Here is a 23,744-nt window from a genome sequence, read left to right as displayed (position 1 = left end):
CTTCGAGATGCGACCGACGGCCACATCCATGCCACCGAGAGATCCCCCGGTCATCAGGTGCGGACCTCGCCGTCTCCCAGCACCACGAACTTCACCGAGGTCAGCCCCTCGAGCCCGACCGGACCGCGCGCGTGAAACTTGTCCGTGCTGATCCCGATCTCCGCGCCCAGGCCGTACTCGAATCCGTCGGCAAAGCGCGTCGATGCGTTGACCATCACGGAGCTGGAATCCACCTCGCGCAGGAAGCGTCGAGCACGGCTGTAATCCTCGGTGACGATCGCATCCGTATGGGCAGAGCCGTGCGCGGCGATGTGATCCATGGCCGCATCGAGCCCGGAGACGACCCGAATGGCCAGGATCGGGGCCAAATACTCGGTATCCCAGTCGGCCTCGGTCGCGGCGATCGCCTCGGGCAGGATCTCGAGGGTGCGCGCGCATCCCCGCAGCTCGACGCCCTTCTCCCGATAGGCGGCCGCCAGGCGCGGCAGGATGCTCGCCGCGACGGACTCGTCCACCAAGAGGGTCTCCATGGTATTGCAGGTGCCGTAACGCTGCGTCTTGGCGTTTATGGCGATGGCGAACGCCTTGTCCGAATCCGCATGGGCGTCGATGAAGACGTGACAGATGCCGTCGAGATGCTTGATGACCGGGACCCGCGCCTCGCGGCTGATCCGCTCGATCAGGCCCTTGCCGCCGCGGGGGATGATGACGTCGACGAACTCGGGCATGGCGATCATGGCACCAACCGCCGCGCGGTCGGTCGTGGCAACCACCTGCACCCCGTCGGCGGGCAGACCAGCCTCGACCAAACCCTGCCCGATACAGGCCGCGATTGCCTGGTTCGACTCGAAGGCCTCGGAGCCACCGCGCAAGAGGGTCGCATTGCCCGACTTCAGACAGAGCCCGGCGGCATCCGCGGTCACGTTCGGCCGCGACTCGTAGATGATGCCGACGACACCCAGCGGCACACGCATGCGGCCGACCTGAATACCGGAGGGGCGGTAATCCAGATCCGTGATGGCGCCGATCGGATCCGGCAGGGCTGCGATCTGGCGCAGCCCCTCGATCATGGTGTCGATACGCCCCTCGGTCAGCTCGAGCCGATCCAGCAGCGCGGCGTCCAGGCCCTTGGCCGCACCCTGCTCGAGGTCTATCCGGTTGGCGGCGGCGATGGCGTCGCGCCGACGATCGATCGCATCGGCGATCGCCGAGAGGGCGTTGTTCTTTTGGCGGGTCGTCGCCCGAGCCAGAGCGCGCGACGCGGCACGGGCTCGGCGTCCGAGGTCTGACATATAGGCGTCGATATCGGTGATCTGTCGTTCGCTCATTTCGAACCTAAACCGCGCTCAGCGCGGTATGCAATGTGTTTGGATGGGATCAGCCCCCGCAGACTTGACGCCCGTTGGAGCCGGCGCGGTTTCGGTATTAAGAAATCAATCATCTTAAATCTGCCTTGCCGCACCAGTCGTTCGGATCAGTGTAAGACGGCGCCCGGGGTCTGTATAGCCGAAAAGGGACCGGATATCAGATGGAAGCGGTCGCTGCGTGGAAACCGAGAAGACCAGGACGACCGCGTCTCAGCGCTGCGGGATCGGCCGACCGGCTCGAAAACCGCCGGCGGCCAAGGCATCGGCGACCACCGCCAGACGGTGCCAAGGGTCGCCGACAGCGAGCCCCTTGATCGACTGATCGACCAGCGAACACTGATGCAGCAACGCACGCAGCAGGGTCGGCGACAGACGCGACAAGGCGCGCTCCATTGCCGCAAAACGCTGCGGCGGCATGCGCGCATCCCCCGCACCCGGCGCACGCGCGCCGCCCGCACGTACGACGGCCGCTTCGGCCAGGGTCCGAAGCTCCCGCGCCAAGACCCAGAGCACCAGAACATCCGCGGTTCCTTCCGCGCGCAGGACCGAGAGCACCCGCTGGGTCCGCGCGCGGTCTCCCGACAAGGCCGCATCGGTCAGCGAAAAGAGGTCGAAACGGGCACTGTCGGCGAGGTTCCCGAGCAGATCGGCGAGATCGAGCGGTCCCGGATCCCGCAGCAGACGCTGCTTTTCGATCTCCTGCACCGCCGCCAACAGGTTGCCTTCGGCACGCTCGGCCAGCAGCTCGGCCACGCCCGGCCCCGGCTGGAGCCCGACCGCCTGTAGGCGCTGTCCGAGCCACTGGACCAGCTCGCGTCCTTTCAGGGGCCAGACCTGAACCAGCGCGCCGACCGACTCGACCCGCTTCGCCCACTGGCTCTGCAGCTCCTTGCGATCGAGCTCGGGCGCGATGATCAGCAGCAGGTTGTCCGGGCAGGGCCGATCGCAATAGGCGCGAACCGCGGCACCCCCGTCCTTGCCGAGCTTCGCCGTACCGATGCGCAGCTCGATGAGTTTGCGCGAGGAGAAGAGCGACATGGCGTCCGCGGAGGCAGCCAAGGCATGCCAGTCGAACGAGGCGTCCTGATCCAGGACCTCGCGCTCGGCGAACCCCTGACGGCGAGCCGCCTCGCGGATCAGACGCGCCGCCTCGCCGAGCTGATAGGGCTCGTCCCCGCAGACCAGGTACAGCGGGGCCAGACCGCGGGACAAGGCGTCTTGGAGTTGGTTGAAGCGCAGTCGCATCGGTTCGTCGCTCGGGGTTCGGCGTGAGGGGCCGCTCAGAGCAGCGTCACTCGCAGACGCATCAGGATCCGATCCGCGGCGTCGCGCGCGAAATCCTCGTAGATCAGCGCCTCCTCGAGCTGTTTGCCGAGCACCTCCACGTCCGGATTGTCGAAGTTGCGGACCAGATCGAGCGACTGGGCCGGCACCTTCTGCACGCCGTCTGGCGTGACGGCATCGTAGCTCAGCAGATAATGAAGCTCGTATGCCAAGACCCGACCGCCCGTGTCGACAGCAACCACCTGCGAGCGCCGACCCTCGGAGAGGATGCGCAGAATCAGCCGCGCCTCGCCCGCCGTTGCAGCCAGCGCCACGTCGCTGCCCGCGAGCTGGTCGACGAGGGCTTCGCGCACGGGCGAATTGCCGGCGGCCTGGATGTAGACCGGATTCAGCTCGGCCGGGATCTCGACGACACCGCGCAAACGAAAACCGCAGCCGAGCTGAGCGAGACAGATCAGACCCAGGATCAGAAGAAAGGCCGTCCGCGCCCACGGCCTGAGCCAGGGGAGCGATGCAGGCGCCGGGTCCCCGACAGCCGGGGCATGGATGGAAGTGCCGGCCTGATACTCGCGCCCGGGGTCGGGGCAAAGATCACGGGGATCGAGGGGCATCCGCATCAGTTGGCGACGATGTTGACGAGCTTGTTGGGAACCACGATGACCTTGCGCACGGTGGACTCGCCGATGAAGCGATGCGCGTTCTCGCTCGACAGCGCGGCGGCCTCGATGGTCGCACGATCGGCGTCCGCAGGAACCTTCACGCTGTCGCGCAGCTTCCCGTTGACCTGAACCACATACTCGATCGTGGACTGCACCAGGGCCGCGGCGTCGACCTCGGGCCAAGTCGAGCCCAGGATGTCTTCGCCGAACCCCAGCTCGCGCCACAGATGATGGGTGATGTGGGGCGCGATCGGTGCGAGAAGACGCAGCACGATCGCCAGACCCTCGCGCAAAACGGTGCCGCGTGCCGGTGATTCCGGGTCGAGCTTGTAGAGCACGTTGACCAGGGTCATACAGCCGGAGACGACGGTATTGAACTGCTGACGCTCGTAGTCGAAGCGCGCCTTTTTGAGCACGCCGTGGATCTCGCGCCTGACCTCGCCGGTCGCCTCGTCGAGATCGATCCCGGCCGGATCGCCTGCGCCGCGGATGGTCTCCGCTTCGGTCGTCGCCAGCCACCACAGGCGCTTGAGGAAACGGAAGGCGCCCTCGACACCCTCGTCGTTCCATTCGAGCGACTGCTCGGGCGGCGAGGTAAACATGGTGTAGAGCCGGACGGTATCCGCACCGTAGCGCTCGGTCAGGACCTGCGGGTCGACGCCGTTGTTCTTGGATTTCGACATCTTCTCGATGCCGCCGAAGGTCACCGGCAGCCCGTCGGCCGCGAGCCAGGCACGCACCAGCCGGCCCTTCTCGTCGCGCTCGGTCTCGACCTCGGCCGGGTTGATCCATTGCTTGCGCCCGTCGGCGTCCTCGCGATACCAGGTCTCGGCGACCACCATCCCTTGCGTCAAGAGCCTGGCGAAGGGCTCGTCGCAGTCGATGAGACCCTCGTCGCGCATCAGCTTGTGGAAGAAGCGCGCGTAGAGCAGATGTAGGATGGCGTGTTCGATCCCGCCGACATACTGATCGACCGGGAGCCAATAGCGCGCACGCTCGTCGAGCATGGCCGTCTCGCAATCCGACGAGCAGTAGCGGGCGTAGTACCAGCTCGATTCGACGAAGGTATCGAAGGTGTCGGTCTCGCGGGTCTCGCCGCCGGGAAGGTCCGAGAAGGCCGGCATCTTCTTGAGCGGCGAGCCCGAACCGTCAACGACGACGTTCTCGGGCAGGCGCACCGGCAGGTCGGTCTCGGGGCGCAGACTGCCGTCGGGACGGTTCACCACCGGGATGGGGCAGCCCCAGTAGCGTTGGCGCGAAACACCCCAGTCGCGCAGCCTGAAGTTCACGCGCTTGCGGCCCCTGTCGTGCTCCGTCAGCCAGGCCGCGATGGACTCGAACGCCTCGGTACTGGTCAAGGTCGAGAAAGGGCCGGAGTTGATGAGAACGCCTTTTTGCTCGAAACGCGCGTCCCAGTGCGACCAGTCCAGAGGGACTCGGGACGCGTCTCCGAGCACCGCAACGACCGGGCGGCTTTCCGCGGGTGTGCCGTCAGCAGACGTGACCTCCAGCGCGAGATCTTTCCAATCCTCGGGGACGATCACCGGACGGATCGGGATGCCGTATTTGTGCGCGAAATGGAAGTCGCGCTCATCATGCGCCGGGACCGCCATCACCGCACCCGTTCCGTAACCCATCAACACGAAATTCGCGGCGAAGATCGGCACCGCCTCCCCGGTGACCGGATGCAGTGCGTTCAGGCCGAGCGGATGGCCCTTCTTCTCCATCGTCTCGATCTCGGCCTCGGAGGTCCCGCCCTTGCGGCACTCCTCGATGAAGGCCGCGAGCGCCGGCCGATCCTCGGCTGCACGTCGCGCGAGCGGATGCTCGGCGGCGACGGCGACATAGGTCACGCCCATGAGCGTATCCGGACGGGTCGTGTAGATCTCCAGCGTCTCGTCCGAGCCCTCGATGCCGAAGCGCATCTCGACACCCTCGGAGCGCCCGATCCAATTGCGCTGCATGGTGCGGACCTGCTCCGGCCAGCCGTCCAGGCCGTCGAGTGCATCCAGCAGCTCCTGCGCGTAGTCGGTGATCCGCACGAACCACTGCTGGATCTCGCGCTTCTCTACCGGCGCGCCCGAGCGCCATCCCTTGCCGTCGATAACCTGCTCGTTGGCGAGCACCGTCTGGTCGATCGGATCCCAGTTGACCGTCGCCTGCGAGCGATAGACCAGCCCCTTCTCCATGAGACGCGTGAAAAGCCACTGCTCCCAGCGGTAATAATCCGGATTGCAGGTCGCAAGCTCCCGATCCCAGTCGTACCCGAAACCGAGTTGCTTGAGCTGGGTACGCATGTAGTCGATGTTCGACTTGGTCCATTCCGAGGGCGGGATGCCCTTCTGGATGGCCGCGTTCTCGGCCGGGAGACCGAAGGCGTCCCACCCCATCGGCTGGAGCACGTTCTTTCCGAGCATGCGCTGATGGCGTGCGATCACGTCGCCGATGGTGTAATTGCGCACATGCCCCATGTGCAGCCGCCCCGAGGGATAGGGGAACATCGAGAGGCAGTAGAATTTCTCGCGCGAGCGGTCCTCGACGGTCTTGAAGGACTGGTTGTCTTCCCAATAGCGCTGGGCCGCGGCCTCGACGGCCTGCGGGTCGTAATCGGTCTGCATGGGTGTTCGGTCTTCCGGCAAGGGGGTGACGGCGATGGGCGTTAGGATACCGCAGCGGACGGATCCGCGGCGACTTGGACACAAACGGGGCACATCGGGCATAACGAGCAGCGATCGGTCGGTGCAAGCGGTCCTTGCGAAATCGCGGCCATACTGCACACTTTAGACATCGGCGTCTCGACGCCTTTGCGTGAAACGCGTGAGGTGCTGTCGCAGCGGCAAGCGCTGCCCCGCGCCCTACCCACCGGAGAGGATGATGAACAAAGACGACAAAGGCTCGACGACGGACAAACTGGTGGATGCCTACGAGCGGATGCTCAAGGAAACCCACGAGACGATCGAAAAGACCCGGGAAGAATCGGCACCCAAGTTCCGCGAGATACTGGAGAAGGCGCGCGACAACATGGTCGAGCTTGGCGAGTTGACCCGGGAAGAGGCCGATAAGGTCTCCGACTACATCAAACGCGACATCGAGGACGCGGCCAACTATATCGCCGAGACCGGCCAAGACATCCGCGATTGGTGGCGCTTCGACCTAGAGCTGATCGAGCAGCGCATGATGGACGCCTTTTCCAAGGTTGCGGACCAGACCAGCCTGCAACTGGCCCAATGGGCCGAGGTTGCACGCCAGATGAGCCTCTATCAGGCCGGCGAGGTCACCGGCCCCGGCACCCTGGTCTGCGACCGCTGCGGGGCCGAGACCCATTTCGTCAAGGCCGGACGCATCCCGCCTTGTGCAGACTGCGGCGGCCTGAGCTTCCGCCGCCGCGGCGACGAGCCTCGCGACAAGGGTAAGGGTTGAGGATCGTCAGCACTCGTGACATCCGCTCCGCGGTGTCACGCATGCCCCGTGGCGCTCCGCGCCACGTGCCGCGCCATCGCCGACATGACGAACGAGACCCCGCCCCGCGAGCGACCTGATCAGCTCGTCGCCCCGCAGTTGCATCACAGACCCCGCGCCGACTAGCATCGAGATGCTTGTACGACAACACCAAGAACGGGCACTTTCCGCGCCCGCACGAAACACCAGACGAGGACACCATCATGATTCGCCGCATCGCACTCACTCTCCCGGCACTCGCCCTAACCTTCTCAGCCGGCGCACAGGCCGCAACCTTCATGGACGCCGATTGGGCGGCCTCCGCCTGTCAAGCCTGGAACGGGGCCGGCGCGCTCACCGCCGGTCTGGCGGGCGATAACTGGGCGGCAAACAACGCCGGTCGTGGATACAAGGTCATCCAGCTCTACCGCACTAAGTGCGGCGAGGGCAGCCGTGTCGAGCTGCAGATCAGTGACAAGGACGGCAAGGCCATGTGCACCTACGGCGGCGCGGTGAAGACCACGACGCTCGACCCGAGCGTCGATTACCTCATGAACGCAACCGACGAGGACTGGGTCTGCATGGGCGAAGGCAGCTTGGGCTGCGGCGCGATGGGCGCGATGGCGACCGGCAAGCTCAAGTTTAAAGGACCCAAGATGGAAGCCATGGGCGTCATGGGTCCGTTCGACACCTTCCTGCAGCTGACCGGCAAGGTTCCGGGTGATAAGAGCGCTTGCCCATAGGTCGAGGCGTTATGGTCGGAGCGATGGAAATCGCCCATACGGACCCGGAACGACCCAACGGTTACGCATAGGCCGTAGGTGCGAATAAGTTCGCACCGACACAAGTCATTCCTCTCCCTGGAATCAGCTTAAACCGCGCCGACTCCGACAGTTGCCGGAGCCAGCGCGGCCAAGCCCATCCAACAAAAAACGCATACCCCACCGGGCGCGGTTTAAGTCCGCGACCGCGATGGCTGGAAATCCGACCGAACCGCGCTTATAGTCCCGTTTCGCGTCAAGTCCCGCGGGAGAGTCCGGCCTCGGCCGGCGCCGAAGGCGCAACACTGCCCGGAATCGCTCAGGCAAAAGGACCGCGGGAATAACGACCGACTCTGGAGAGCGGTCCGGACTGTCTCGGCAGTCGGGACCCACCGAAGGGGCAGCAGCGAACGAACCGTTCGGTCGTCTGCAAACTCTCAGGTCTAGGACAGAGGGGCGGTGTCGAGGATCCGGGTGGATCCCGAAGGCTCGTGCCTGCACGGGTCCGAAACGCGACGCGCGCCTGATCCGTCGTCCCCACATCCGGGGCCGCGCCCTCGAGCGCACTCGCATCCCGGCCCGACGTCCCGTACCGGACGACAGTTTTCGCACGCGACCGACTCGCATCACCCGCGTCCTTCGCCCTTTATCACCGAGCGCATCTGCGCCGGGTACAGATCCAGGTCGACGCCTCGCGAGCGGTGGCGACTCAACGGGCTAGCCCGCAGGGTAAGCCCTCTGAGCGAACGGAGAGTCGGATGGGATTGCGCACCCCCTTATATTCGGAGCATGAGCGTCTCGGCGCCCGGATCGTCCCCTTCGGCGGCTGGGACATGCCGCTGCACTACGGATCTCAGATCGAAGAGCATCATGCGGTGCGCCGCGCCGCCGGGATGTTCGACGTCTCCCACATGCGCCCGGTCGACATCGAGGGTCCGGATGCCCTGCCCTTCCTGAGACATCTGCTCGCCAACGATGCCGCCAAACTCACCGCGCCGGGCAAGGCGCTCTACGCCTGCATGCTCAACCCGCAAGGCGGCGTCATCGACGACCTCATCCTCTACTTTCGCGGACCCGAGCGGTATCGCGCCGTGGTCAACGCGGGCACCGCCGAGAAGGACATCGCCTGGATGCAGTCACAGGCCGAGGGCCGTCAGGTCGAGATCCGAAGCCGCGACGACCTCGCCATGATCGCCGTCCAGGGTCCGGATGCGCGTGCCCGCGCCGAGCCGTTGTTGCCCGAAGGTCTGCGCGCGTCGGCGATGCAGGTCGGGCCCTTCTTCGCCGCCGAAGACACGCACTGGTTTGTCGGGCGTACGGGCTACACAGGAGAGGACGGCTTCGAGATCATGCTTCCGAGTGAGGATGCGGCAACGCTCTGGCGCGCGCTCGTCGCGGCGGATGTGCGCCCCTGCGGTCTCGGGGCTCGGGACACGCTGCGCCTGGAGGCCGGCATGAACCTCTACGGCCAGGACATGGACGAGACGGTCGGCCCGCTCGATGCCGGGTTGGGGTGGACCATTGCCTGGCAGCCGGAGGAGCGCGACTTCATCGGTCGCGAGGCACTGGCCGCTCGACGCGATCATCCGGACCGACGCGACTTCGTCGGCCTCCTCTTGACCGGGCGCGGCGTCTTGCGCTCGCACCAGAACGTCCTCGCGCAGGGCCGCCCAGTCGGCGAGGTCACCTCGGGCGGCTTCTCGCCGACCCTGGAGCGCTCGATCGCGTTCGCGCGGGTCGCGCCCGGCACACCCGCAGACTGCGCGGTCGACATCCGCGGCAAGCCGGTGAGCGCGCGCATCGTCAAACCGCCGTTCGTGCGCAACGGCCGGATCCTTGTCGACCTCTGACCCATGTCGTCAGGTCGAAACCACGTCCAGAGCGGAATGCGTCGTTTGCATGTTGTGTCGGGCTCGGGGACTTTATCCGACCTTTTTTGAAATGCGCTTTAGAATTCAATATTTTTTGAGACTTTAAACCATGCTGGCTCCGACAGTCGTCGGAGCCGGCGCGGCGAAACCAGTCCAACAAAGTGCGCATCCTGCACCGGGCGCGGTTTAAATCGCAAAGGCGCGAAGAGCGCAAAGACAACCCGTCGATTGATCGGAGAGAACCATGAGCGACGTCCCTGCTGACCTGCGATACACCAAGAGCCACGAGTGGATCAGAGACAACGGTGACGGCACCGTCACCGTCGGCATCACCGATCACGCCCAAGAGGCGCTCGGCGACATCGTCTTCGTCGAAATCCCGGATCAAGGGCGCGACGTCGACGCCGAGGAGGCCTGCGCCGTGGTCGAGTCGGTCAAGGCCGCCTCCGATATCTATGCGCCACTCGCCGGCGAGGTCATCGAATCCAACGACCTTCTGAACGACAGCCCGGAGTCGATCAACAACAGCCCCTACGACGAAGGCTGGATCTTCCGCCTCGCCCCGAACGACATGACAGCGCTCTCGGGGCTCCTGGATGCGGCCGCCTATCAGCAGGTCGTCGAGGACGAGACCTAAACCGCGTCCGCTGCAAGGCTTGTGAATGAGTAGGCGGCCGATCCGATACTCGACAACGCATGCCGCACCAGACGCGGTTCAGCCGGGACCCTAAGCTATGCCCTTCGTACCCCACACCCACGACGACATCGCCGCGATGCTCGACACCGTCGGCGTCGCCTCCATCGATGATCTGTTCGACGAGATCCCGGCCGAGCTTCAGATGGGGGAGCTGGCGGCCATCCCCACCGGCTTGTCCGAGATGGACGTCGCGCGGCTGATGCAGTCCCGCGCACGCGCCGACGGCCAGCCGCTCTGCTTCATCGGCGCCGGCGCCTACGATCATCACATCCCGGCCGCCGTCTGGCAGATCGCGACCCGCGGGGAGTTCTACAGCGCCTACACGCCCTATCAGGCGGAGGCCAGCCAGGGCACCCTGCAGCTGCTCTACGAGTTCCAGTCCATGATGGTTGCGTTGACCGGACTGGACGTCTCCAATGCATCGCTCTACGACGGCGCATCGGGCCTGGCCGAAGCGGTCCTGATGGCCGTGCGCGCGAACCGCAAGGTCAAGTCAGAGAAGGTCCTCGTGCCGCGATCCCTGCATCCGGCCTATCGGCGCACCCTGCGCAGCATCGTCTCGCCCCAGGGGATCGAGCTGGTCGAGGTGCCGTTCGACCCCCGCGGCGGACACACCGCGATCGCCGCCCTGGACGCGCTTGCGGAGCAAGGCCCCTACGCCGCGCTCGTGGTCAATCAGCCCAATTTTTTCGGTGTGCTCGAAGACGTCGACGCGCTCACCGACTGGGCGCATGCCCGAAACGCCCTGGTCATCGGGGTTGTCAACCCGGTCGCGCTCGCCCTGCTCTCCCCGCCCGGCGACTGGGGCAGCACCGGCGCCGATATCGCCTGCGGCGAGGCGCAGCCCTTGGGCATGCCGCTCGCCTCCGGAGGACCCTATGCCGGGTTCCTCTGCTGTCGTCAGGAATTCGTCCGCCAACTGCCCGGACGCATCGTCGGCCGCACCCTCGATCTCGACGGTAAGCCGGGCTTCACCCTGACCCTGCAAGCCCGCGAGCAACACATCCGGCGCAACAAGGCGACCTCGAACATCTGCACCAATCAAGGCTTGCTGGTCACCGCCGCGACCATCCACATGACCCTCCTGGGCGCCGAGGGGCTGGAGCGTGTCGCCGCCGCCTGTCACGCCAATACCCGACGCCTGACGCAACTGCTGTGCGAGGTGCCGGGCGTGGAGCCTCTGTTCGACCGTGCGGTCTTTCACGAGCAGGTGCTGCGGCTGCCCGTACCCGCCGCGGACGTCCTTCGCTCGCTGGCTGCACACGACATCCTGGGCGGATTCGATCTCGGCGCGGACTATCCGGAGCTCGATCCCGCGGTCCTGGTTTGCGCAACCGAGATGAGAACGGAGGATGAGATGCAATCCTACGCGAGCGAGCTCGGGCGTATCATCGCCACCGGAACGCAGGCACCCCGGCCGGTGGCACCCGCCCCCTAGCGGCGCTTGCGTTAGCACTCTCCGCTGGACCGAGGGCGAAAAGGGCGAACAGGCCCACCGCGCAGGCCTCGGGAGGTCGGGCAGCGACAGCTCGATCGACAGACGCGGACGCAACATCCAACCACCAACGATGGGGATAGGCTCATGGCTCAAACAGCACTGCAAGGCAATCCAGTCAACCTCTCCGGTGATCTGCCCGCCGTCGGCAGCACCGCACCCGACTTCAAGCTGGTCGACAAGGACCTCGGCGACAAGACGTTGGCCGATTTCGCCGGCAAGAAGAAGCTCCTCAACATCGTGCCCAGCCTGGACACGCCGGTCTGTGCGACCTCCACCAAGCACTTCAACACCTCCATGGCCGGCAAATCCGACGCCGTCGCCCTGGTGATCTCGGCCGATCTGCCCTTCGCGATGGGGCGCTTCTGCGGGGCGGAAGGCATCGAGAACGTCGTCGCACTCTCCATGATGCGCTCGCGCAGCTTCGCCAAGGACTACGGCGTGCTCATCGAGGACGGTCCGCTCGCCGGCATCACCGCCCGCGCCGTCGTGGTCCTGGATGCGGACAACAAGGTGATCTACACCCAGCTCGTGCCCGACATCACCCAAGAGCCCGACTACGACGCCGCCTTGGCTGTACTCTGAGGCGCGTTCATTCCGAACCGCAAAGGCGCAACGGATTCTCGGAGGCAGGCCTAGCCCGGCACGATGACGGCATCGCCGAGCCGAACCCAACCCCCCGACCTTGTCTCCCATTGCGCCGCTGCGCCCTTGCGGTTCCGAACCGATTCACTCATCGAAGCCGACTGCCATGCTGATACATGACCGCTCCAGACCCGGACGCCGTGCCACCGCGCAGGCACCGCTCGCCATGCCCGAGGTCATCGACATCCCGGCGACGCTGCGTCGTCGGAGCCGACCGGTCTTGCCGGAGGTCTCCGAGCTTCAGGCGGTACGCCATTACACACGGCTGTCGCAAAAGAACTTCTCGATCGACACCCATTTCTACCCGCTGGGCTCCTGTACCATGAAGTACAACCCGCGGGCCTGTAACAGCCTGGCGATGCTGCCCGGTTTTCTGGCGCGCCATCCGCTGGCACCCGAGTCACACAGCCAAGGATTTATGGCCTGTCTCTACGAGCTGCAGGAGATGCTCAAAGAGGTCACGGGGATGCACGCGGTCTCCTTGGCCCCCGCTGCGGGTGCACAAGGCGAGCTGGCCGGCGTGGCCATGATCCGCGCCTATCATCTGGCTCGCGGCGATCTCGCCCGCACCGAAATCCTGGTCCCCGACGCGGCACACGGCACCAACCCGGCCTCCGCGGTCATGTGCGGCTTCAAGGTTCGCGAGATCCCGACCGGCCCCGACGGGGACGTCGACCTTGCCGCGCTCGAGCACGCCGTCGGGCCCCAGACCGCCGGGATCATGCTGACCAACCCGAGCACGGTCGGCGTGTTCGACCGGAACATCCAGGCGATCGCCGCGCGCGTTCATGCCGCCGGCGGGCTGCTGTATTACGACGGGGCCAATCTCAACGCCATCCTCGGCAAGGTGCGCCCGGGCGACATGGGCTTCGACGTCATCCACATGAACCTGCACAAGACCTTCTCCACGCCACACGGCGGGGGCGGTCCGGGTGCCGGACCGGTCGGTGTCTCGGCGCGCCTGGAGCCCTACCTGCCGGTCCCCTTGGTCGCCTACGACGCAGAGGCGTACCGCTGGCTCGGCGAGCCAGAGCGCCCCGAGAGCATCGGGCGTCTCACCGCCTTCGGCGGCAACATGGGCATCTTGCTGCGCGCCTACATTTATGCCCGGCTGCTCGGACGCGAGGGGATGCGCCGCGTCTCCGAGTTCGCCACCCTGAACGCCAACTATCTGATGGCACGGCTCAAGGCCGCCGGCTTCGATGCCGCCTACCCGCAGCGGCGCGCCAGCCACGAATTCATCATCACGCTCAGGCGCGAGGCCAAAGAGCTGGACGTCAACGCGATGGATTTCGCAAAGCGCCTGCTCGACTACGGCTATCACGCGCCGACCACCTACTTCCCGCTGCTGGTGCCCGAGTGTCTGCTGATCGAGCCGACCGAGAGCGAGAGCAAGGAGGATCTCGACGGCTTCGTCGCGGCCATGATCGCGATCCGCGAGGAGGCGCAAACCAATCCCGAGCTGGTGAAGACGGCCCCACACACCATGCCGGTGCGCCGACTCGACGACGTGCGCGCCGCGCGTCAGCTCGATCTCGCCTGGCAACCTCAGGGACAGCAGCAAGGATCGACATGACCAAAGGAAAATCCAAAGGCTGGCGGCGGGTCGTTTACGCCTTCGGCTACTCCATGAAAGGGTTCAAGGCCTGTTTCGAGCTGGAAGAGGCCTTCCGCCAGGAGGTCTTCCTGCTGATTCCGCTCATCCCGCTCGGCCTATGGCTCGGCGACTCCGCGGTCGAGCGTGCCATGCTCATCGGCAGTCTACTCGTGGTCCCCATCGTCGAGCTGTTGAACTCGGCGATCGAGGCGAACGTCGATCGTGTCGGCATGGAGCGCAACGAGCTGTCGGCCCGCGCAAAGGACATTGCCTCCGCCGCGGTCTTTTCGAGTATCGTGTTTGCCGTCGTGGTCTGGGGGTTGATTCTGATCCCGAAGGCATTCTGAGACGGCAGGATGCGTCAGGCGTGATGCAAACCTCGCACCCGACCGTCAATGTCGCTCATTCGCCAGTCTGCAGGCTGTTGTCTTGATGGAATACAAGGACCCGTCACCATGTTTGTAGTCGAGAATTCGTCGGCCAACCGATCCTATACGTCTTTCGTTTTGCTCTTTTCGCTCCTGCTCTGCGCCATTGCGGCCGCTTACGGCGCCTATGAACTGCGCGGACTTCACGCCGACGGGGCGTTTCACCTCCAGAGTCTTGCGACCGGCGAGAAGTTTCTCTTTTGGGAGACACCTCGCAACGCGTCGTATTTCCTGCATCAGTGGGCGACGATCCTTGCCATGAAGCTTGGCATCGACGACCTTGTCGTGTTGGCCCGGATTCACGGGTTGACGATGCTCATGACGCCGATCGTCTTCATCGCACTCTCCTACCTCGTACTCCCGAAGGCGTATAAGCATCTTTTCATCTTTCCGATGTTCTACTATCTCGCCGGTGTCATGGCGGGCGCCTTCTCCGCAATCGGAGAGGCGCAGCTTGCCGGCAGCTATTTTTGGCTACTCTTTTTTACAATCCTGTTTTTCCGAACCGGGCTCTTTGCCAACATCCTCGTCTTCACGCTCGTCCTACCGATCTTCGTGATCCACGAGACGTTCGTCCTGATGGCACCGCTCCTCGCGTTGGCGGCTCTCTACCGGTTGCTGCGCTCGCAGAGCACCAACGACCGCCTCTATTTCGCGGGTCTGACCGCACTCTTGATCGCGGTCACGGCCGTGGTGCTGTCGTTTATCTTGGTGCCGAAATCCGAGTACTACGAAAGCCGGTCTCTGTCCTATTTCTCCACGATTACGTCGCTGGCATTCATTAGGAGCTATGGCTATTACAACCCACCCGCGATTCTCGGCCTGATCGCCGGATTCGGACTCCTCGTCGGGGTCTATGCGACACGGCGCGGACTCTTAAAGCTCCAGCGCATTCTGTGGATCGTCATCGCGCTGGCCGCAGTACTCGCCGCAATCTCTCCCCTGATCGCCGAACGGGCCCTATCCGCAAAGCTGCAGTTCGACGCGAGAAGCTACGGGCCGATCCTGATCCCGCCGTTGGTGCTGTTGATGGCAGTCGCCTCGCTGCGTGCAGCCCAAACCAAGGCATACATCGAGTCCGGTTTTGTTGCAGGCGTGGTGCTTGCGCTGGCGCTCGGACAGGTCGGTTGGAACGTCGCCGCAACGCACGAGTGGCGGCATTACATCGCGAGCTTCCGCAGCCTTCTGGACAACCACCGCGGTCTTCTCTCTCACGAGCAAGCCCTCGCCGAGCTGACCCCCGAAGCTCAGCGCCAGTTTGTCAACATGAGCTGGGGATGGACCTATCCGACCATGAGCGTGATCCTGTCCAAGCAAGGCAAGGTACAGACCATCATCGAAAATCCTGATTGGGGCGAGGATGCCTGGGAGCCGTTCGACCCCAAAACACTGAGCGACGAGCTTTTGAACAGCCATAGACTCGATTTCTCCGCCTACTTGAGCGCATTGGCGGAGCAGCAAGCCCGGAGTCCTAAATCGGCGGCCCCGCCTAAACCGCGTCCAGAGTGATATGCGTCGTTTTCACGTTGTGTCGGGCTCAAGGATTGAGCCGAGCTTTTTGGAGAGGCAGTTTGTAATTTAAAATTTTTCAAAACCTTAAACCGCGCCAGCTCCGACAGTTGTCGGAGCTGGCGCGGCTAAACCAATCCAACACACGACGCATACCGCACCGGGCGCGGTTTAAGCCGGATCCGGCCGAATCAACCGATACACGAGCCGAGATGCCGCAAAATTGAAGATGGTCGTAAAGCCGATCGTGATCAGGATGCCGAAACGCGGATTCATCCCGATCGCCGTCAGCTCACTCAACAGAATACCGCCAATCAGCAGACTTGCGAGATAGATGGCGACAGTGGATACGGCTCGCCAGGCGGTCGCGGTGCTGCCTTTGAAGACATACCGAGGAAAGGCCACAAGCAGAACCGTCAACCCGATCGCCCAGGAGAGATAATAGGAGACAAGAGGCGAAAGCCAAAACAGAAGAAGCTGGAAAACGAGAAGGGTGAACAGCGTATTGGCTGCACCGACGAGGGCAAACCGCAAACCGTCGCCGAGCAGACCCTGTCCGCCCAAAAGATGGGACTTGCTGATCAACCCGGCCACGTCGCCAATCGCTGCCATAAGGTCGACAAGCGCTGTAGGGTGGACAAGCGCAGCGCAGTCCACCAGCGCCGGCGCAGAGTTCGGTGGACTCTGCTCTCGGTCGGCCACCCCACGACCGGGATGATGAACAATCCCAAAAGGTGTTTCATCATGCCTGCGGTTCAGACGCGGTCACCAGGCGCAGAAACGCGTCGTAGTCACGAATATATTCGTTCGACTCGTAGGGGTGGGACGCGAAGACCGCCAAGACCGCATCGGCAGAAAAGCGGTATTGGATTCCCCAGACTAGCGGCGGGATCAGCAGACCGACCCCCGGGTGATCCAATCGGATCTCCTGTCGCTCCGCGCCGTCATCCACGACCACCGAGAGGGCCCCGTTGAGGGCCACCAGAAACTGCGCACATTCGCGGTGAGCGTGCTCACCGCGCACGTGATCGTTCGGGACATGGTAGACAAAGAAAACGCGCTTCGGCGAAAACGGCAGATGCTGATCGAATTGGGCCACCATCAGATCGCCGCGTAGGTCATTGAAGACAGGCAATTGCACCAAGTTGCACCCGTTCACCACGAGCGCGGGCAGACCGTCAACCCCGAGGCGGCTGGCCTCGAGAACCGACAGGGTGCCGAGCCGCGACTGCTTCGTCTCGGACGCCGATTGATAGCCGATGATCTGCGCCGGGTTGCCGGCAACGACCGCGTTGGGCGGAACAGACCGAGTCACGACCGCTCCCGCACCCACCATGGCACGTTTTCCGATCGTCAACCCCGGCAGGATCGTCGCATTCGCCCCGATCGAGGCGCCATCCTCGAGCGTCGTGACCGCAAAGCTGTCCGGATAGCGCTTGGAGCGGGGAAACCGATCGTTGGTAAAGGTTGCATTCGGCCCGATGAAGACATCGTCACCGACGCGAATGCCGTCCCACAGTTGGACACCGCTCTTGATCGTGACACGGTCGCCGATGGTGACGTCGTTCTCGATGAAGACATGATCGCAGATGTTGCAATCCGCCCCGATCGACGCCCTGGGAAGCACATGCGAGAAGGCCCACACGCGCGTCCCCGACCCGATCGTTTCGCTTTCGCAGATCCCGGATGGGTGAACGAAAAACTCCTGCTCAGTCATTGGGCTTCCCCTCGATCCGACCTTGAAAATCCCGCTCGTCCGACACCAGGCTGAGTGGCCGGTGCTTGGTGTTTTCCAGGGTGCGCCACAGGTAGCATCCCATCAAACCTTGTGAAAACAGCGAAAAACTGCCCATGATTAAGATGGTGAGCATGACGGGGGTATAGCCGGCCACCTCGATCCAACCCAGCATCTTCGCAACCAGGATCACGAGCGACAGCAGCAAGGAGAATAGGATCCCGAGGATCCCGGTCCACAACAAGACCATGACTGGGAGGTCCGAATAGGAAAAGATGCTGTCGAGCATGTAATTGAAGCGGCGCTTGAACGACCAGGCGCTCTTGCCTTTCTCGCGTGCAAGCCGCGTATAGGCGGCAAACTTGCGCCGAAAGCCCACCCAAAACAATTGGGCGACCAGGGAGCTGTTGCTTTCCTCGATGTTCAGGAGTGCATCGCGGACCTTGCGATTGCAGGCAAAGACATCAACTCCACCGCGCGGCACGTCCGGCAGGACAAAGCGCCGGTAAAAGCCCCAGAAGAGATTCGACAAGAGCTTGCTGGCCGCATGATCATGACGTTCGGCACGATGGCCGAAAACCACGTCGGCCTCGTCCCGCGCGAGGATCTCGAAGAAGGAGAGCAGCAGTTCGGGCGGCTCCTGGAGATCGGCGGCCATCGCGGCGAAGCGCTCTCCTCGCGCATGCACGAGCCCGGTACGAATCGCTGCGAAGGATCCGAAGTTTCGGCTGTGGGAGACCAGACGGGATGGAAAGGAACAGCCCGCGAGCGCGTCACGAAGCAGTTCTCCGGAGCGATCCGGCGATCCATCGACGACGAAGACCACCTCGGTCGTGCCTTGGATCGACGCGATGAGAGACTCGAGCGCCTTCAGGAGATCCGGGACATTCTCCTCGTTGCGATACACCGGAATGACGATGGATTGGTCTATAGGCTGCGACATAAGTCTAACCCGCCGGCGGGAGTGACCGGAGCGCCTCGCAGACCTTCGCGATCTCGTCCTCGGTCATGTGGGGGAAGCACGGCAGGGTCAGGATACGCTCGACGGCGAGACGCGCATTCGACAAGGGGCCGCAACGCATCGGCAGATCGCACCAGGCCGGCTGATCGGGATCCAGGGTCGGATAATGGATATCCGTCTGAACGCCCATTTCGTTCAGATGTGATCGAGCGCTGTCTCGACTCGGGCATAGCAGCACCGCGAGATGACCGACCGTGGCCTCGCCCTCGGCCACACACAGCCGAAAACCTTCGGGTAGCGCATTCCGATAGGCCTGCAGAATTTTACGGCGCGCGCCGTTCATGGCGTCGAGATGCTCGAGCTTGATGCGCAGAACCGCGGCCTGAACTTCGTCGATGCGGCTATTGCGGCCATAGGCGGCGACATTGCGATACCGCGGCTCCCAACCGTATTGACGCAGAAGACGGACCTGATGCGCCAGATCATCCCGGTTGGTCACCACCGCACCGCCGTCACCGAGCGCGCCGAGATTCTTGGACGGGTAGAAACTGAAGGTCGAAAGATCTCCGAGGCTGCCCGCGCGTCGGTCGCCCGCGCGCGCGCCATGCGCCTGGGCGCAGTCCTCGATGATTGCGATGTCCGCGCGGCCGGCCGCCTCGAGCAGGACGCGCAGCCCCTCGACCTCGCCGAGATTGCCGTAGAGGTGAGTGACCACCACGGCCTTCACCCGGCTCGAGAGGAGCGCGACGGCATCCTGCGAGTCGAGGGTCATCGTCGGCGAAACGACATCGGCATAAACCGGGATCGCCCCGATGAGCCGACACGCGATCGAGGTGTACCCGCCGGCATTCGCGGCGGTGATGACCTCGTCGCCCGCGCCGACGCCCACGGCGCGCAGGGCCAGCTCGAGCGCGTCCGTTCCGTTAGCCACGGGAAGGACATGGTTCACGCCGAGATACTCGGCGAAGTCCCGCGCGAAACCCTCGGTTGCCTCGCCGAAGAGCCAGCGCCCCGTGCGCAGCGACGCGAGGACCGCCGCCTCGATGCTTGGTGCAAGCGCGGCGTATTCGCGCGCGGGTTCGTTGATCTGAATCAAGGTCGCTGCCTCATGGGAGGATCTGTCGGTTGATTGTGGCAAGACGCCGATCACGCGGACACGGCGTTTCCGGACGCCGTCGCGTTACGCTCTACGCAAACCGCGTCATTGCCGTCTGACTTGTGCCGCATCCAGACGACAAGTCCCCGTGTCCAAAGATCTTCTTTCGAATATTGCCGAAGCGCCCGGCGATAGTATTGATTCTTGCCGGTAACGGAATGAATCCGCTCCTCGTCGATATTAATAGCGATCCGTTCCGCTTCGATATCGAATGATACGCTCAACGCAGCGATGATCGCGCTGGCACTTTGAAAGTTCGAGCAGGAGCCCGTCTTGTCGCCGCCGAGATTGTAAACGAATCGGGTGATCCCGGCGGCGTGCGACGCCGGCACGCCTTTGCGAATCAGGAGATCCTCCATCTCGTGAGAACCGAGCACCAGGTGCGCCCAATCCGGAATCGGATTCCTTGCCGCCTCGTCGAATCGGTAGAGGACAGGTCCGCCGACCGGATCATGCATCGAAGACGCAGCGGATGCGCCGGCTGATTCCGGTTGATACCAAAGATGATGCCCCTGCGGCCCGGACCAGATCGGCTCGCCCTGGAGATAGATGACGCCACCGGGACGCAGCAGGGTCTTGAGCGCGGCACAGACCCGATCGAAATCCACGATATGCTCCAGGACTGCGATCCCGTAGATGATATCGAAACTATCGGCCGGATACTCCACGTCGGCGACATCGCCGACCTTCAGCTCGACGCCGACCGGCAGGGCCTCGAGGCTGCGCCAATCGCCGATATTGGTGCCGACCACATCCAGCGCACCGTTCGCCTGAAAAAGACGCGCCGAGCACATGTGATAATCGCTGCCGATCTCCAGAATCCGCTTGCCGCGAATATCGACGCGCTCGATCAAGGCGCGAAATTCATCGATCTGATAGGGCTCCGCGGACTCCCTGACATACTCCGGGATCTCGATCTGGACGCGATAGTCCGGGCGCACTCTGGGCACGATGAACGACCGCAACAGGCGTCTTTTATCAAGCTGGTTGAACAACTCGAACGTCAACGTCCACACAAGCACGCGGCGAAGACGCGCGGCGAGCTCGGAGACTGTCGAAACCCAGCCTGGAGCGGTATGCTTTCGAGTCGTCATCGTCCAACAGCCTCCACGCGCGGGGTATCGCCGAGAGCAACAGCATGCATCGTCGAACCCACGTCTATCACGGCTTATGTTACTGCGCCGGCATCCGGTTTCAGCAGATCCAGATAGCGCTTCGCGATCGAGGTCCAGTCCAGCGTATCGACATAAGCCTTCGAGCGCGCAGCCATGTCTTGCCCGTCCTTCGGATGCTCAAGAAGCCAGACAATCGCATCCGCCATCCCGTCGAAGTCGTCCTCGATCAGCGCATGGACGCCCTGCTGCGCGGGTATCCCCTCGATGCCCTTCCTGGTCGCCACGACCGGGACCGAGGCGGCAAAATATTCCAAAATCTTCATGCGCGTTCCACCGCCCTTCTGCAGAGGGACCACGGCAATATCCGCGCTCTTCAAATAGGGCGCCAGATTCTCGACCGATCCGGTGAAGACCACATCCGGATGCGGACTCTCGGCGGGCGGCTCGGGCCCGATCGCGAACACCCGGGCATCGATCCCCCGCGCGCTCAGACGCGGCAGAATCTCGGAGGCGAGCAATTCGACCGACTCGAGATTGGGGCGATAGCTGTATATGCCGTGATACACGATGATCGGGCTACTCGCCGGAATGTCATACAGATCCCGCAAGCCAAAGGAATAGTCCCGATCGAAGAGTCGCAGATCCACGCCATGCGGTACGACCTGCACCTTCCGGGAATCGACCCCGTGCGCAATGAGCAGATCGCGATCCGGCTCGGACACGGCAACGACATGATCCACTCGATTGCAGGCATCGATCTCCAATTTTCGCAACCAATCGTACGCCTGCGGCGTTGTCTGCGGGTATTGCGTTCGGATACGGTCGCATTCGACGTTGTGCTCCACGAGCAAAGTCGTGGCCGGCTTCATGCGATTGACCTGCAAACAGGGTCTGACGTAGGCCGGGAACTCGGCCTGGTAGAGGATGATTCGGTATTTGAACGCCAGGTACAGGAGGCGTGCGGAAAAGCTCCAATCATGGCGCGCCTGATAGAGATAGGCCTCGTTCAACGGCATGCCCGAGCGCAAAATCTTTTTGCGGCTGAACCGATTCATGAGACCGGTCAACCGAATCGGCCGAGGAAAGAGATGCTCCTCGGCGATCCCCGACTTGAAGAGATAGTAACGACCCCAGTCGCTGCTGATCAGGAGGACCCCGTCGACAAAATGAGAGAGCCCCCAAGCGGTTCGCTCGATCTTGACCGCCGCGCCGTGATTGGTCGGAAAGATGTCTTCCCGGGAAACGATGGCGACATATCCCGCCCGACGTGCACCGTCCGTATTTACCATCTCGCCTTCGAGCTGCGCATACCGGCCGCGCGAGGCGTGAAAGGCCTCCGACGGCTCGGGCGCTTCCCAGGCCAATCGGATCGCCTGCCATGCACGATAGCGTAACGACCCGATCCAGCCGCGCGTATTAATCAAGCCATTGCGCAGCGGTTCGGTCAGTCGCCAACTCGTACTCTTGAGAATCTCGTCCAATCGATTCTGCAATTTCTCAACGTGATGGCGCAGCTCTTCGATCCAGGTATCGCGGAGACGAACCTCCCGGTCGAGATCGAGAATTTGTTGATTCAGACGGTCGAGCTGCGGCTCGGCGTCGATGAACAGCCAGTCCGCCTGCTTCTCGGGAGGCTTTAGGTGTTTCAGGTACTCCACGAGCGGCCGAATCGTCTTCAAGTAATGATAGCGCTCATCGACGAGACGGATGGCGTTGGCCGATTTGCGTGAATAATCCGCAGGCGCCCTCGCGATCGACTCGAGCAACGCGGGCAGATCCTCCGGACCATCGATGACCCAACCCGCGTCATAGTCCAGGAGATCGGACGCCAGGGCGAGACTTCGATTACAGATCACCGGCAGAGCGCAGCGCAGGAACTCCACGGACCGGAATGATGCGCTGAAGTCCCGTTCGATGTTGTAATCGGACAACTCGATCCCGATGTCGCATTCATCCCGGAAAAGAGACACCATGTCACGGTAGGGCAACAACCCCGGAGATTCGACCGCTGAATCCGAATCAGGCGCAGTCTCGCCGTTCGAATCCGCCGCATCCTCCGACGCCGCTTTGTGGACATAGCCTCCGGAGAGAACGAGTAAACGGCCCCGCATACCGGAGCCCTCCGCGAGTGTTTCGCGTATCGATTGATGATAGAGCTCGGCCATACGCCAAGGCCATGAGACCCCGCCGGTCACGAGGGTCCAGGTATCCGAGGAACGCTGCCGCGGCAGGGACGAAACGGGCTCGGTCGAGATCGGGATGATATCGATCGGGGGATCGAATCGACAGTCGAACCCGGCCAGGATCAGCCACGGAATCAGGAACTGGCGTTGACGCCGGGTTCCGCAAATGAAACGGCTCGCCTTACGGTATTGCGCCAGCATGCGACCGGCATAGTGATTAACATCCTCCCCGTCTTGAAACAGAATCTCCAGAATCCGGGGCGCGATCAGATCCACGATCAGCGGGATCTCGAAGTCATATGGGAAGAAGTCCAACAGCTCCCAGTAGCCGACGAGGATAGCCTCGGGCTTCACCTCGCGAATCAACGCATGCAGTTCGGTGCTGTTTCCGAAAAGCCGGGAATCGGGCTCGGACGTGTCTGACTCGCCAACTTCCTTCGGATCCGCAGACTGCGGCCGTGGATAAGCGAATGTGACATGGATGCCGTGTTCAACAAGTCCCCGCCCGAGATAGTAGGCCCGAATGGAATTGCCCGACAGGATGTGATCGGGCCGGAAGATCGAACCATGGGTGACGATCAGCAGCTTCATGAGGCAACGAACCTGAAGGACGGGAACGCACGCTTACAAACACAACGCATGTTTTAGCCTATTCAATCGCCTGATTGCTGGGCATTAATCAACCGTATGAGGAACGCAACGGGCAGGAGGCCGCTTCCGGCAATGCGCGTCGAGGCAGGGAGAACGTCTCCGACTGTTCGTGGAGAGTTCGGCGAGACGCTGCGGCATGATGCAGGAAGTCAAGGATATAGACAAGTTTGAACCGTGTCTTGCGCTCACGTC

General features: G+C 63.3%; 19 protein-coding genes and 1 riboswitch. Of the genes, 9 read left to right on the top strand and 10 right to left on the bottom strand.

The window, feature by feature from the left end:
- Positions 1–53: 53 nt before the first annotated feature.
- The 4 genes from LT988_RS14900 to leuS form a co-directional block, all read right to left on the bottom strand.
- On the bottom strand, positions 54–1,328 hold the full coding sequence (locus LT988_RS14900) for a glutamate-5-semialdehyde dehydrogenase (RefSeq protein ID WP_232406344.1): 1,275 nt from the start codon (positions 1,326–1,328) through the stop codon (positions 54–56).
- Between the two features lie 249 nt (positions 1,329–1,577).
- On the bottom strand, positions 1,578–2,612 hold the full coding sequence (gene holA, locus LT988_RS14895; RefSeq protein ID WP_232406343.1) for a DNA polymerase III subunit delta: 1,035 nt from the start codon (positions 2,610–2,612) through the stop codon (positions 1,578–1,580).
- Between the two features lie 35 nt (positions 2,613–2,647).
- Positions 2,648–3,262, bottom strand: coding sequence for an LPS-assembly lipoprotein LptE (locus LT988_RS14890; RefSeq protein WP_232406342.1), 615 nt, complete (start codon positions 3,260–3,262; stop codon positions 2,648–2,650).
- A gap of 5 nt (positions 3,263–3,267) precedes the next feature.
- Positions 3,268–5,928 carry a leucine--tRNA ligase gene (gene leuS / locus LT988_RS14885; RefSeq protein WP_232406341.1) on the bottom strand — a complete coding sequence of 887 codons (2,661 nt, stop codon included), beginning with the start codon at positions 5,926–5,928 and terminating at the stop codon, positions 3,268–3,270.
- A 256-nt stretch (positions 5,929–6,184) separates the two neighbouring features.
- Here leuS and LT988_RS14880 point away from each other — a divergent pair, with 256 nt between their 5' ends.
- The 9 genes from LT988_RS14880 to LT988_RS14840 all read left to right on the top strand — a co-directional run bounded on the left by LT988_RS14880 (position 6,185) and on the right by LT988_RS14840 (position 15,751).
- Positions 6,185–6,730 (top strand): zinc ribbon-containing protein, encoded by a 546-nt coding sequence (locus LT988_RS14880; RefSeq protein WP_232406340.1) that lies wholly within the window; start codon positions 6,185–6,187, stop codon positions 6,728–6,730.
- Between the two features lie 242 nt (positions 6,731–6,972).
- Positions 6,973–7,491: an SCP2 sterol-binding domain-containing protein gene (locus LT988_RS14875; RefSeq protein WP_232406339.1), complete on the top strand. Its 519-nt coding sequence runs from the start codon at positions 6,973–6,975 to the stop codon at positions 7,489–7,491.
- 274 nt (positions 7,492–7,765) lie between these two features.
- Positions 7,766–7,854: riboswitch (glycine riboswitch) on the top strand.
- 413 nt (positions 7,855–8,267) lie between these two features.
- The gene (gene gcvT, locus LT988_RS14870) at positions 8,268–9,359 is read left to right on the top strand and encodes a glycine cleavage system aminomethyltransferase GcvT (RefSeq protein ID WP_232406338.1); all 1,092 of its coding nucleotides are present in this window, start codon (positions 8,268–8,270) and stop codon (positions 9,357–9,359) included.
- A 265-nt stretch (positions 9,360–9,624) separates the two neighbouring features.
- A complete protein-coding gene (gene gcvH, locus LT988_RS14865) occupies positions 9,625–10,017 on the top strand; it encodes a glycine cleavage system protein GcvH (protein WP_232406337.1) in 393 nt (130 codons plus the stop codon).
- Positions 10,018–10,114: 97 nt separating this feature from the next.
- Complete coding sequence (gene gcvPA / locus LT988_RS14860; RefSeq protein ID WP_232406336.1) at positions 10,115–11,515, top strand: aminomethyl-transferring glycine dehydrogenase subunit GcvPA; 1,401 nt, start codon at positions 10,115–10,117, stop codon at positions 11,513–11,515.
- Positions 11,516–11,659: 144 nt separating this feature from the next.
- The gene (gene tpx, locus LT988_RS14855; RefSeq protein WP_232406335.1) at positions 11,660–12,157 is read left to right on the top strand and encodes a thiol peroxidase; all 498 of its coding nucleotides are present in this window, start codon (positions 11,660–11,662) and stop codon (positions 12,155–12,157) included.
- A gap of 166 nt (positions 12,158–12,323) precedes the next feature.
- Complete coding sequence (gene gcvPB / locus LT988_RS14850) at positions 12,324–13,793, top strand: aminomethyl-transferring glycine dehydrogenase subunit GcvPB (RefSeq protein ID WP_232406334.1); 1,470 nt, start codon at positions 12,324–12,326, stop codon at positions 13,791–13,793.
- Complete coding sequence (locus LT988_RS14845; RefSeq protein WP_232406333.1) at positions 13,790–14,161, top strand: diacylglycerol kinase; 372 nt, start codon at positions 13,790–13,792, stop codon at positions 14,159–14,161. The genes gcvPB and LT988_RS14845 overlap by 4 nt, the downstream gene beginning before the upstream one ends.
- Before the next feature lie 108 nt (positions 14,162–14,269).
- Positions 14,270–15,751 carry a hypothetical protein gene (locus tag LT988_RS14840; RefSeq protein WP_232406332.1) on the top strand — a complete coding sequence of 494 codons (1,482 nt, stop codon included), beginning with the start codon at positions 14,270–14,272 and terminating at the stop codon, positions 15,749–15,751.
- Positions 15,752–15,922: 171 nt separating this feature from the next.
- Here LT988_RS14840 and LT988_RS14835 read toward each other — a convergent pair whose 3' ends face one another.
- From LT988_RS14835 to LT988_RS14800, 6 genes are all read right to left on the bottom strand, one after another.
- A complete protein-coding gene (locus tag LT988_RS14835; RefSeq protein WP_232406331.1) occupies positions 15,923–16,363 on the bottom strand; it encodes a GtrA family protein in 441 nt (146 codons plus the stop codon).
- 130 nt (positions 16,364–16,493) lie between these two features.
- The gene (locus LT988_RS25270) at positions 16,494–17,468 is read right to left on the bottom strand and encodes a WxcM-like domain-containing protein (protein WP_269752048.1); all 975 of its coding nucleotides are present in this window, start codon (positions 17,466–17,468) and stop codon (positions 16,494–16,496) included.
- Positions 17,461–18,429: a glycosyltransferase family 2 protein gene (locus tag LT988_RS14815; RefSeq protein ID WP_232406330.1), complete on the bottom strand. Its 969-nt coding sequence runs from the start codon at positions 18,427–18,429 to the stop codon at positions 17,461–17,463. Before LT988_RS14815 ends, LT988_RS25270 begins: the two co-directional genes overlap by 8 nt.
- A gap of 4 nt (positions 18,430–18,433) precedes the next feature.
- Positions 18,434–19,543 carry a DegT/DnrJ/EryC1/StrS family aminotransferase gene (locus LT988_RS14810; protein ID WP_232406329.1) on the bottom strand — a complete coding sequence of 370 codons (1,110 nt, stop codon included), beginning with the start codon at positions 19,541–19,543 and terminating at the stop codon, positions 18,434–18,436.
- A gap of 50 nt (positions 19,544–19,593) precedes the next feature.
- Entirely contained in the window at positions 19,594–20,697 is a 1,104-nt protein-coding gene (locus LT988_RS14805) for a class I SAM-dependent methyltransferase (RefSeq protein ID WP_232406328.1), read from the bottom strand.
- 74 nt (positions 20,698–20,771) lie between these two features.
- Positions 20,772–23,492, bottom strand: coding sequence for a glycosyltransferase (locus LT988_RS14800; protein ID WP_232406327.1), 2,721 nt, complete (start codon positions 23,490–23,492; stop codon positions 20,772–20,774).
- Between the last annotated feature and the right edge of the window lie 252 nt (positions 23,493–23,744).

It is taken from the genome of Thiocapsa bogorovii, from assembly GCF_021228795.1.
Lineage (GTDB): Bacteria > Pseudomonadota > Gammaproteobacteria > Chromatiales > Chromatiaceae > Thiocapsa > Thiocapsa bogorovii.
This window is presented reverse-complemented; position numbering and strand designations above follow the sequence as displayed.

Coding starts and splice junctions, on each gene's coding strand:
- LT988_RS14900 (WP_232406344.1), bottom strand. CDS start 1,328: ATGAGCGAACGACAGATCACCGATATCGACGCCTATATGTCAGACCTC.
- holA (WP_232406343.1), bottom strand. CDS start 2,612: ATGCGACTGCGCTTCAACCAACTCCAAGACGCCTTGTCCCGCGGTCTG.
- LT988_RS14890 (WP_232406342.1), bottom strand. CDS start 3,262: ATGCCCCTCGATCCCCGTGATCTTTGCCCCGACCCCGGGCGCGAGTAT.
- leuS (WP_232406341.1), bottom strand. CDS start 5,928: ATGCAGACCGATTACGACCCGCAGGCCGTCGAGGCCGCGGCCCAGCGC.
- LT988_RS14880 (WP_232406340.1), top strand. CDS start 6,185: ATGAACAAAGACGACAAAGGCTCGACGACGGACAAACTGGTGGATGCC.
- LT988_RS14875 (WP_232406339.1), top strand. CDS start 6,973: ATGATTCGCCGCATCGCACTCACTCTCCCGGCACTCGCCCTAACCTTC.
- gcvT (WP_232406338.1), top strand. CDS start 8,268: ATGGGATTGCGCACCCCCTTATATTCGGAGCATGAGCGTCTCGGCGCC.
- gcvH (WP_232406337.1), top strand. CDS start 9,625: ATGAGCGACGTCCCTGCTGACCTGCGATACACCAAGAGCCACGAGTGG.
- gcvPA (WP_232406336.1), top strand. CDS start 10,115: ATGCCCTTCGTACCCCACACCCACGACGACATCGCCGCGATGCTCGAC.
- tpx (WP_232406335.1), top strand. CDS start 11,660: ATGGCTCAAACAGCACTGCAAGGCAATCCAGTCAACCTCTCCGGTGAT.
- gcvPB (WP_232406334.1), top strand. CDS start 12,324: ATGCTGATACATGACCGCTCCAGACCCGGACGCCGTGCCACCGCGCAG.
- LT988_RS14845 (WP_232406333.1), top strand. CDS start 13,790: ATGACCAAAGGAAAATCCAAAGGCTGGCGGCGGGTCGTTTACGCCTTC.
- LT988_RS14840 (WP_232406332.1), top strand. CDS start 14,270: ATGTTTGTAGTCGAGAATTCGTCGGCCAACCGATCCTATACGTCTTTC.
- LT988_RS14835 (WP_232406331.1), bottom strand. CDS start 16,363: ATGGCAGCGATTGGCGACGTGGCCGGGTTGATCAGCAAGTCCCATCTT.
- LT988_RS25270 (WP_269752048.1), bottom strand. CDS start 17,468: ATGACTGAGCAGGAGTTTTTCGTTCACCCATCCGGGATCTGCGAAAGC.
- LT988_RS14815 (WP_232406330.1), bottom strand. CDS start 18,429: ATGTCGCAGCCTATAGACCAATCCATCGTCATTCCGGTGTATCGCAAC.
- LT988_RS14805 (WP_232406328.1), bottom strand. CDS start 20,697: ATGACGACTCGAAAGCATACCGCTCCAGGCTGGGTTTCGACAGTCTCC.
- LT988_RS14800 (WP_232406327.1), bottom strand. CDS start 23,492: ATGAAGCTGCTGATCGTCACCCATGGTTCGATCTTCCGGCCCGATCAC.